Genomic DNA, 10,152 nt, shown 5'->3' on the forward strand with positions numbered 1-10,152 from the left:
GTTCTTTTTCAATTTCTTGAATTCGTTTTTCAATATAGAGTTTTAATGTATTTGTATTTAGGTTAATCTGGCTTCTTGGTACTTTTGCCCCCGATGAAACAGAGGAAATAGATAGTTTATTAGACTCCTTTATTTGTTCTTTTAATTGTCTTTGTTTCATACAAAAATTTTGTAGATATTCTTCTAACAAGATCAATTGGTCCTGTATTTTTGTGCTACTAATTTCACTTAATTCACCAATACCATATCTTAGAGTGTTTTCATTTACACACTCTCTAAGTTCAATGTCGATGCCCATTTGGTAATCTCCTTGTTAACATTTTCAATATCGGAAATTATGATTTCTAATTGTGGGTAAGAAGATAAGATGAATTCTTTTCCTTTCTCGTTCAAAATAGAAAGAAGTAATTCATGCTCTTGTAAAACCCGGTTTTGATAAAACTTAATTAAAGAAGAATATTCATTCTCATAATCCCTTTGATACTTTGAGTCCTGTTGAACTAATTCTTTGTTATGTTGAACGATTTTTGACTTATCAATAAATCGTTTATAGGTGAAATCAAACGATTCAATATTAGGTACTTTTGGACTTAGAAAATACCATTTTTCAAAGGTTGCAAGACGATATTGACGCTCACACAACATTCCTAAATGTTTAGTACATACCCCAACGATGCTTTCACGTAAGGGGTTATATTTTAAGGTATTGATTATTTCATCAATATCCTTAAAAATATTGAATTTCTTCTTTTGGAGAAATTTATTAATCTCTTCATATGCTTTTATTAATTCTGGTTCTGATAGTTCTTTTTTTATAAAGTGATTTTGATTGTTTAGTTCCAAACCTAATGAAGTTCCATCATTCTTTGCCCGTTGAAATAGTGTTTCCTTTATAAGTTCATCTCTAAAATAGTGCTTTGTCATTTCTTCAGTCAAATGATTCATATGTTCTCTTATCCATTGCAAACTAACTTTATCCTTTAGAATATTAGCCACGGCTACTCTAAATTGATGTGGATTTAAAGTATAAAAAGTATCACCTGTTTTTGGAACATTTGGTAAGGTTTTTGGGATTGTACCTTTTAAATAGCTGTCAATTTTCATTAAATGAATATGGGCTTTTTCATACTCAGATATATGATCAAACAATTCATTTTGATTTCTATAAAAAAAGGTATCAAAGATGTTATCAAACGTTGTCCGACCATAAATCTTATTAAACTTGTTCAAAAATAGATAATTGGTGCTTCCCTTTTCTCTCCCGTTTTTTGAAAGTTTCACAAGAGTTTGGTAAGCCTGTACAGTTTCAGGAAAAGCGATTGTTTTAGTCCATTTGCCATTATTTTCAGCAGTTGTTTTAAAAGTAAAAAATTCAAGTATAAATGCTTTTGCTTTTTTGTTTAATATTGTAATGTCCTTCAATTTACCAGCTTCTAATCTATGGAGTTCTCCTTTTCTCATACCTGTGTGGGATAAAATAACAATTAGACACGCCATCATACGATCTTGTTTTCTAAGGCTTTCATCCTTCATATCTTTTAAGGCACATTTAACAACACGATTAAAAATTCTTTTTGGGATATTTGGTGTTTTATGAGCCTCTTTTTCCGCTTTTCTTTCTACTATTGGAACAGTAAGTGTCTTTTGAAACTCCGATAAATCTATGTCACATCCAGCAAATTGAACTTCCTGTAAAAACCTACCAACACCTTTAAGAAGCGTTGATAGATAATTTTTGGTAATATTATTTTTTTTAAGAGTTTCCACATATCCCTTGATGACCTCTGGTGTTAGGTATCTTAAATCATACATATATTTTTCTTTTTCCAGATAAAAAATGAATCTTCTTATCTCGTTGAATCTGCTATAAACTGTACTGCTTCTATTTCGTTTAGTAAACAGCTCACGCAGCATAATTTTTTTCAATAATACTCTAAACATTTTTGACTTGATAGGGGAAAAATCAAGTGGGGGTGCCTTTGGGTGTAGTTTATCGGCAATCTCCCATCTATTATCAGAAAACCTCAAATTTGTCCTAATCAAGAGTGGGGGTTCATCAATAAAATCACTTTTTAGGTAATTCTGTTGCCCAGATAATGTACTTGCATTATCTATATTCCATTCTATTTTCTCAGTGTTCATTTTCCCCCTCCATAATCGAATACATTTTTGCTAAGTAACTTCCATACAACTCCATCAAACCCGAATAAAAGTTCCTTTCAGCAACCGAGGTCGCTTTTTCTTTATTTTTTTTATAAACTTTCATTTTCTCTTCAAAATAATAACTACGTTCAACAGTTGTTACAAACTTTTTACAAGTCAAACATTTATAAAAACTATCTTCTTCCAGTTCAACTTTTATACATGCTTCACTTGCACAATTCCCCGCACCATCTTGAACAGGTGGCAAGTCTTTAACTGATTCAATATCCACAATTTCTCCCTGTAATTCATCTTCCAAAATTGAAACTTCATAAAGTGCCTCAACATATCTTTTTGTATTCTCTCTATCACGATAATGTTTAGCTGCAACCCCGGCTGTGTTTCCTGTGATTACACCAACCTCTAATGTTGAAATAAGACCATCCTCAACCATTTGCCAAGCTCTCTCAATATATGTATCTCGTAAATTATTAGGGCTATACTGCGATCTAATTTTCTCTTGATCATATAAGTTCTTACAAACTTCTGTAAACAAACGAATAAATCTGCCCTTTATTCTAATCACTTTATTATCAAGATAGTAATGACTACAAATAAAAATATATTTTTTTAAAGGTGAATCTGCTTTTTCATAAATTGCTTGAGTTAGTTTTAATGCCCTTTCAATTAATCGAATATGTTCTATCATGAAGACCTCTGTCTTATATTTTCTTCCAGAAGTCTTAGAGTAATATTTAATTGTGCCAAATTCCCCACTATCATCAATTGATACAATGCAATCTCTTTCTAATCCCAATATCTCACCGTGACGAAGTTTTGTTTCAATAGATAATTGTAAAACAATTAATAATATTTCATCTTCTTTTGTCTTTACTCTTCGAGTAAATTCCTTTTGTATTTTGGTAAAGTCTTCTGATGGAATTGGAATTCCACCCTTATTTTCAATTTGAATTGAACTGAATTGGTCAATACTCAACATAGTAATGCTATATTTTCGTTGAATATGTTTTAGATAACTGCGTATGATAACAATTCGTGACTTGGTTGTTTTATCGTTGTATTTTTCATTTGATATGAGACTTGCATGATAAAAAATTAAAAATCTGTTTGAAAAAGGCTTAACCTCACTTGAACCCAATAGTTTGTCGGATACCGTTAATGAAGGTTTTAAGGTTAATACTTTCATTTCATCTTGATAATACATTTCTGCTTGGTTTAAAAAGTCTACTAAGACATAAAAATGGTTGTAAGTACCTCGATATGTCAAATCAGATTTCCATATGTAATCTTTTAAGTCTTCTCTAAATTCGATATTGTGTACCTTCTCAAAGTTCATAAAGGAATTATTAATGTTTCCTATGTGAGTTCCACTTTTATTAAGGTCAGCAACAACAAACCACTTATCGCTTTCAGAATAGTCGCCTATTCCATTGGTGTTTACAACCTCATAGCCCTCTTCAAGACTTTTTTGATATAGGTTGTGTGTGAAAAGATCTCTGTTGAAAAAAAACGAATTGAATAACCTTTCTCCTGTTTCTTCTAAATACATATCATCTATGTATCTATAAAACATTGAGAGAAAAGGGTAGGCTTCACGTCTTCCAAGAGGATTATATTCATCATTCATGCGATTAAAATAGATCAATTGCTCTTTAAACGTTTTCTCGTTAAAATCCTCAAATCTATTAATTTTGTAGCCACTTAAACTATCCTCAAATAATGTAGTCATTACTCTATGTTGGATGGTAAATTTGAAACCGCTTTGTTGATCAAAAATCTCTAAAAAACTTTTCACAATACTAAATAAAAACTTATTATCCGTAGGCATAAAAAAATTGCCGTACATGAACTTATTATGAGCGTAATAACCTATCTGTATAATTTGTCCAACCTTTGAATTAATCGGAAAATTGGTACTGATTCTTTCAATAAAAGGAGTTATATTAAGTTTTTTCTTACTTCTCAATTCAAACTCATATGGCAAGAACAGATTTCTATAATTTACTATAAACAACTTCACTTCGGGATTCTTAATCACATCAAAAGAGATGATATTTTGATATAAATTGCTAATCATCTCTCTTGATGTTTGGGAAAAATTACCAAGTTTAGAGATTTCATGAAAAATGAAACAATAATTTTCCCAATTAAAATCTTCTTGGCTTCGTATGTATTTTCCGATAATTAACAAAAATTTTTTGATATACAATAATTTCAAGTTTCCTCTTTTTGCTTTGAATTTCCGTTTCATCAGAATGTCGCAGGTATCCTTAGTTTGAAGCCATTCCCAAATTAAATTTTTTATTTGCAAATCGGATTCAAGAGATGCAATTATTGAGATAATGGTCTCGTTTTCAATGTCAGTATAATAATCATTTGTTTTTGTCTTTATCATAAGTCTCTTTGTACCTTTCGTTGTTTTTCCTCAATAATTCTACTTTATCTTCATCATCAGGATTATAATAGGCTTCACAACTTTTCGGACTGGCATGACGAAGTTCTTTTTGCAGCTCTAAAATTTGCATTCCACTTTTAACTCGTTTCATAGCGAAAGCATGTCGAAAACGATGGCTTAAATTAGTAGATTTAGAACCTTTATCTACATGAATCCCTGCTTCTTTAAAAATCCCCCGAAGAACATAGCCCCATCCAGCCTGCGTAATAGGAGTATAGTGTTGGTGATTTAAAAAGATATATTGATTCTCATTGTTTACAAGGGGAGTCGTACTAACCCTGTCTGCTACTGCATTATTTTTTAGGTTTTCCCTTTTAATTGGACTTTTACTTAAAAGAATGTCATCTCTCGATTCGTCTATGTATTCTTGAATCAATTCTGCCATTTCTTCTTCAATTAGAACCGTCTGGTATCCAAGGTGATTACCTTGTTCTCTATACCAAGCATCATTATATTCATCTTTCGATGTAGGAGTTATAACCCCTTTGGCCCTTTGTGTGGGCTTGTCAGACATTCTATCACGGATGATGAGGTTATAATAACCTTCTTTATATGATGGCACTATATCTTCAAATGTTAGCCCTAAAACCTCTCCTATACGCAGCCCATAATTATACATCAAATCAATAATCACTTTTTCACGTATCCCATAGCTTCTTTCAATTACATCCATAATTCTTTCGTATTGATAAGGCTTTATGTATTTCGGAACAGATTGTTGCTTAAATACTTTTTTATTTGCCTTGTATCGTTCCTGAGTCCCTTTATGTGCATGTGCAAAGAATCCATTACCTATAGTTGTACCTATTTTTATCGTTTCAAACAAAAATGAATCTGTTATGCCATACATTTTCTCTAAAAAATTTCTATAAACATTTAGATAGTTGTTATATGTCTGATTGTCTCGTCTAACTCGGAGATCAACACTCCATACACTACCCTCTTTTTTTCCCCCTTCTAAAAACAAGCGTAGATCCCTAATATCACCGCTAGTTAAATTTTGCGGATTATCAATATGTACAAGTTCCAAAAAGGAGTAGAACACCTTTAAAGCTGAAAAAGCAGTTTCTCTTTTTTTATATTTGTCATCGCCAATCTTTTCATTCAAATAGATATTGGCATCTTCTATTAAGTTTCCTTTTAAATCTGTAATTATGAAGTAAGTTTTCCTTCTTACGGTTGATAGCTTTATAAAGCCAATCATCCCAAACTTTTGGATAAGCTCATTATTACTGTCGTATCGTTCATAAACTGTTCCTAACGATGTTTGTCTATCCTTAATTACACCCATATAGTTTTACCCCCAAGGTATAAGGTCCTCGGTCTATCGACCTGCGGATACGCCTCCCGCTGTGGGCTACGTCCCCATCCAACTACAAATAGAACCTTTATGTTTTTCTTTATAACTGGATATAGACAATAACCCCACTAATCATAAGTATAGAACACCATAAAAAAATATCCTATACTTTCTTGAAATCATGTACAGATACTTGGCTTTTCATAACCAAGAGCCATTCCCGCTGCCCCGCTCAAAAAAGCTGTAATCCAGAGGTTCTTCTCGCTTATACGGAACTCATTCCGTTTTGCTTTTTCTTTATCAAGCTTCATCAGGCAGAAACCAATCACATTCATAATCAGATAGATAAGAGCAATTGTTTTAATCATGAGCTTTCTCCTTTTTGAATGTATTAAATCTGTATTAGCTTAAATGAAACGGAAGCTTTTTGTCCATCAAAAGCAAATTAAAAAGCCATCCCCATAGGGAATGGCTATTGTATGAATTATTACTTGCTAAGCTGCTGCTTTGCAACTGATGCTAATTCAGCAAATGCTTTTTCGTCAGCGATTGCTAATTCAGCAAGCATTTTGCGGTTAACTTCGATGCCGGCAAGCTTTAAACCGTGCATTAAACGGCTGTAAGAAAGACCGTTCATGCGAGCTGCTGCGTTAATGCGAGTAACCCAAAGTTTGCGGAAGTCGCGCTTTTTCTGGCGACGGTCGCGGTAAGCATACATCAGGGATTTCATAACCTGCTGGTTAGCAACTTTGTATAATGTATGTTTTGAACCGAAATAACCTTTAGCTAATTTGATGACTTTTTTACGACGTTTGCGAGTAACTGTACCGCCTTTTACACGTGGCATATTATTTCCCTCCTAATTTCGAGATATTACTTAAGATTTACTAATAAGTTACGGATGCGCTTGTAATCGCCTGAAGAAACAAGAGTTCCTTTGCGAAGCTTACGCTTTTGCTTTTGAGATTTGTTCGCGAACATATGGCTTCTGTAAGCGTGAGAACGCTTCAGTTTACCAGAACCTGTTCTTTTGAAACGCTTAGCAGCGCCGCGGTGAGTTTTCATTTTTGGCATTGGGAATTCCTCCTCTTACTTGTCGTTTTTCGGTGCTAAGACCATAAACATGCTTCGGCCATCCATTTTTGGATGTGATTCCACTGTTGCAACTTCATTGCATGCTTGTGCGAATCGAATTAGTACACGCTGGCCAATTTCCTTATGCGTAATGGCACGACCTTTAAATCGGATCGATGCTTTTACTTTATCGCCTTTTTCAAGGAATTTAATAGCATTGCGAAGTTTAGTATTAAAGTCATGCTCTTCAATAGTCGGGCTAAGGCGAACTTCTTTAATACTGATAATCTTCTGGTTTTTGCGAGCTTCTTTATCTTTCTTCTGCTGCTCGAATTTGAACTTTCCGTAGTCCATGATACGGGCTACCGGAGGCTTCGCACTCGGTGCAACCAGAACAAGATCAAGATTGGCACGAGAAGCGATTTCAAGTGCGTCGAATTTTGATTTAATACCTAACTGCTCGCCGTTTTGGTCAATAAGACGGACTTCGCGGGCGCGAATGCCCTCGTTTAACAACATATCTTTGCTAATAGCTAGACACCTCCAAGGTTTAATGCGAACACAACGTTTGGGTCAAGAAAAGCGCAAGCGCCTGCTTAGCAGACAACTTTAAAGCTGTAAGCTGCACCGGACCAAAGCTGAATCGCAAGTTATGCAACATTTCTCTTCCGTGACGGAATCAGAGCTGTTTTTAACCAAATAAAAAAGTGCGGATGAAAACACCCACACTTACGTATATAAACAGAAAATGTTCACGTAAAACCTGCCAACTGCGCTTTGCGTCAATCAGGTGAGAAGCGGGTGCTTCTTCTTTTCCTCAAACTGTATTCAATTTACCTTAGCTACTATATCACAAAGAATGATTCCGTGTCAAACGAATAACTTTTATCACAACGAAGAAAAGCATAACAAAATTAATCGCTTTTGGCAATACGATTTTAATATTTCTTCAAAAAGAATTTAATGCCAGCTCTTTCGTTTGTCTCATCCGGCTCTTAAAGAATCTAACGAATAACTCATAAAAAAGGGCTGCAGCTCGTGCAGCCCTTTTTCATTATTATCGTTTAACTTCAGCTTTTAGTGCTGAGATAAAGTCTTCAAATGAAACAGTTTCTGATTTTTGCTCGCCATATTTGCGGACATTGACAGCTTTTTCAGCTGCTTCATTGTCTCCAACAACAAGCATATATGGAGTTTTTTGCATTTGCGCTTCCCGGATCTTATACCCGATTTTTTCATTTCGGTCGTCCAGCTCAACACGGAAGCCCTCTGCCTGAAGCTGCTCCTGGACTTTTTTCGCATAATCAAAGTGAATATCAGGAGAAACCGGAATGACCTGGACTTGAACTGGGGCAAGCCAAGTTGGGAACGCTCCCTTATACTCTTCAATCAGAAATGCTACAAAACGCTCCATAGTGGAAACAACACCGCGGTGGATAACGACCGGGCGATGAGGCTTTCCATCTTCCCCTACATAAGTCAGGTCAAAACGTTCAGGAAGCAAGAAGTCCAGCTGGACAGTAGATAATGTCTCATCCTTGCCAAGCGCAGTTTTAACTTGTACATCCAATTTAGGACCGTAGAAAGCAGCTTCGCCCTCTGCCTCAAAATAATCGAGGCCGATTTCATCCATTGCTTCTTTAAGCATTGCCTGTGCTTTTTCCCACATTTCATCGTCATCAAAGTACTTCTCAGTATCCTGCGGATCTCTGTAGGAAAGACGGAATGAGTAGTCATTGATATCGAAGTCTTTGTATACTTCGAGGATCAGATGTACTACGCGCTTAAACTCTTCCTTGATCTGGTCAGGCCGAACAAAGATATGTGCATCATTCAGAGTCATGCCTCGTACACGCTGAAGGCCGGATAGGGCCCCTGACATCTCATAGCGGTGCATTGTTCCAAGCTCGGCTATACGGATTGGCAGTTCACGGTAGCTGTGGATGCCATTCTTATAGATCATCATATGATGCGGGCAATTCATTGGACGAAGAACAAGCTGTTCGTTATCCATTTCCATTACAGGGAACATGTCTTCCTGATAATGATCCCAGTGGCCGGATGTTTTATAAAGATCCACACTTCCCATGATCGGAGTATATACATGGTCATAGCCCAGTCTTTCTTCCTTATCAACGATATAGCGCTCGATATTGCGGCGGATTGTTGCCCCTTTTGGAAGCCACATCGGCAGGCCCTGTCCGACTTTTTGCGAATTCATGAACAAGTTAAGCTCTTTGCCGATTTTACGGTGGTCACGCTCTTTTGCTTCCTCAAGGAGGCGCAAATGCTCAGCCAGGTCTTCTTTCTTGAAGAAAGCTGTTCCATAAATGCGCTGAAGCATTTTATTATCACTGTCGCCTCTCCAATATGCTCCGGCAATGCTTAATAGTTTGATCTCTTTCAATTTGCCTGTAGACGGAACATGAACACCGCGGCAGAGGTCAAAAAATTCGCCCTGCTCATAGATTGTCACTGTTTCATCTTCAGGAATAGCCTCGATCAGTTCAAGCTTATATTCGTCATCTATTTCCTTGAACATCTCTACCGCTTCATTGCGGCTGACCTCTTTGCGGACAATATCCAGGTTTTCATTAATAATCTTTTTCATTTCTTTTTCAATCACTGGAAGATCTTCTGGTGAAAGCGATTCTTCCAGGTCGATGTCATAATAAAATCCGCCTTCAATGACTGGTCCCACTCCAAGCTTTACATTTTTATATAAACGCTTGATCGCCTGAGCCATCAAATGGGCAGTGCTGTGGCGAAGAACCTCCAGGGCATCGCTTGAGTCCGGTGTTACAATTTCAATAGCTCCATCCTTTTCGATTGGACGGCGAAGATCATACATTTCTCCATCCAGCTTGCCGGCAATTGCCTTTTTCTTAAGGCCCGGGCTGATCGAAGCTGCAATATCTTCTGTTGTCGTTCCCTTTGGAAACTCCTTTACAGCTCCATCTGGAAACGAAACTTTAACAACTTCTGACATGATATTTCCTCCCTTTTTTATAAAGCGCAAGCGCCTCGATCAGCCCCGACAAGCACAAGGCGAGCCTCCTAAAAAGGCGTTCTTTCCTTTTTTGGAGGATTGACTTGTGACCTCGAGGGGCTAGGCGCTGGAGCTGGATTCAGATTTTGCTCCTAAAACACGTTTTACACT

At 36.2% G+C, this 10,152-nt stretch carries 9 protein-coding genes and 1 other annotated feature; all 9 genes read right to left on the reverse strand.

Annotation, left to right across the window (positions count from 1 at the left end):
• A partial coding sequence (locus BFI01S_RS19540; protein ID WP_156478357.1) for a hypothetical protein occupies positions 1-298 on the reverse strand: 298 nt, incomplete at its 3' end.
• Positions 265-2,142: a site-specific integrase gene (locus BFI01S_RS19545; RefSeq protein WP_061794092.1), complete on the reverse strand. Its 1,878-nt coding sequence runs from the start codon at positions 2,140-2,142 to the stop codon at positions 265-267. The genes BFI01S_RS19540 and BFI01S_RS19545, both read right to left, overlap by 34 nt.
• On the reverse strand, positions 2,132-4,558 hold the full coding sequence (locus BFI01S_RS19550) for a hypothetical protein (RefSeq protein ID WP_061794093.1): 2,427 nt from the start codon (positions 4,556-4,558) through the stop codon (positions 2,132-2,134). Before BFI01S_RS19550 ends, BFI01S_RS19545 begins: the two co-directional genes overlap by 11 nt.
• On the reverse strand, positions 4,536-5,909 hold the full coding sequence (locus BFI01S_RS19555) for a tyrosine-type recombinase/integrase (RefSeq protein ID WP_061794094.1): 1,374 nt from the start codon (positions 5,907-5,909) through the stop codon (positions 4,536-4,538). Before BFI01S_RS19555 ends, BFI01S_RS19550 begins: the two co-directional genes overlap by 23 nt.
• Positions 5,910-6,097: 188 nt before the next feature.
• Positions 6,098-6,286, reverse strand: coding sequence for a DUF1294 domain-containing protein (locus BFI01S_RS19560; RefSeq protein ID WP_061794095.1), 189 nt, complete (start codon positions 6,284-6,286; stop codon positions 6,098-6,100).
• A 119-nt stretch (positions 6,287-6,405) separates the two neighbouring features.
• Complete coding sequence (gene rplT / locus BFI01S_RS19565) at positions 6,406-6,765, reverse strand: 50S ribosomal protein L20 (protein ID WP_009333214.1); 360 nt, start codon at positions 6,763-6,765, stop codon at positions 6,406-6,408.
• Between the two features lie 26 nt (positions 6,766-6,791).
• The gene (rpmI, locus tag BFI01S_RS19570) at positions 6,792-6,992 is read right to left on the reverse strand and encodes a 50S ribosomal protein L35 (RefSeq protein ID WP_009333215.1); all 201 of its coding nucleotides are present in this window, start codon (positions 6,990-6,992) and stop codon (positions 6,792-6,794) included.
• A gap of 15 nt (positions 6,993-7,007) precedes the next feature.
• Positions 7,008-7,511: a translation initiation factor IF-3 gene (gene infC, locus BFI01S_RS19575; RefSeq protein WP_061794096.1), complete on the reverse strand. Its 504-nt coding sequence runs from the start codon at positions 7,509-7,511 to the stop codon at positions 7,008-7,010.
• Positions 7,512-7,687: 176 nt separating this feature from the next.
• Positions 7,688-7,811: a sequence feature (ribosomal protein L20 leader region), on the reverse strand.
• Positions 7,812-8,049: 238 nt separating this feature from the next.
• Positions 8,050-9,981 carry a threonine--tRNA ligase gene (gene thrS / locus BFI01S_RS19580; RefSeq protein ID WP_061794097.1) on the reverse strand — a complete coding sequence of 644 codons (1,932 nt, stop codon included), beginning with the start codon at positions 9,979-9,981 and terminating at the stop codon, positions 8,050-8,052.
• Positions 9,982-10,152: the final 171 nt, after the last annotated feature.

The sequence above is a fragment of the Cytobacillus firmus NBRC 15306 genome (assembly GCF_001591465.1).
In the GTDB taxonomy this organism is placed as follows: Bacteria; Bacillota; Bacilli; order Bacillales; family Cytobacillaceae; genus Cytobacillus; species Cytobacillus firmus.

Coding starts and splice junctions, on each gene's coding strand:
- rplT (WP_009333214.1), bottom strand. CDS start 6,765: ATGCCACGTGTAAAAGGCGGTACAGTTACTCGCAAACGTCGTAAAAAA.
- infC (WP_061794096.1), bottom strand. CDS start 7,511: ATGTTGTTAAACGAGGGCATTCGCGCCCGCGAAGTCCGTCTTATTGAC.
- rpmI (WP_009333215.1), bottom strand. CDS start 6,992: ATGCCAAAAATGAAAACTCACCGCGGCGCTGCTAAGCGTTTCAAAAGA.
- BFI01S_RS19550 (WP_061794093.1), bottom strand. CDS start 4,558: ATGATAAAGACAAAAACAAATGATTATTATACTGACATTGAAAACGAG.
- BFI01S_RS19555 (WP_061794094.1), bottom strand. CDS start 5,909: ATGGGTGTAATTAAGGATAGACAAACATCGTTAGGAACAGTTTATGAA.
- BFI01S_RS19545 (WP_061794092.1), bottom strand. CDS start 2,142: ATGAACACTGAGAAAATAGAATGGAATATAGATAATGCAAGTACATTA.
- BFI01S_RS19560 (WP_061794095.1), bottom strand. CDS start 6,286: ATGATTAAAACAATTGCTCTTATCTATCTGATTATGAATGTGATTGGT.
- thrS (WP_061794097.1), bottom strand. CDS start 9,981: ATGTCAGAAGTTGTTAAAGTTTCGTTTCCAGATGGAGCTGTAAAGGAG.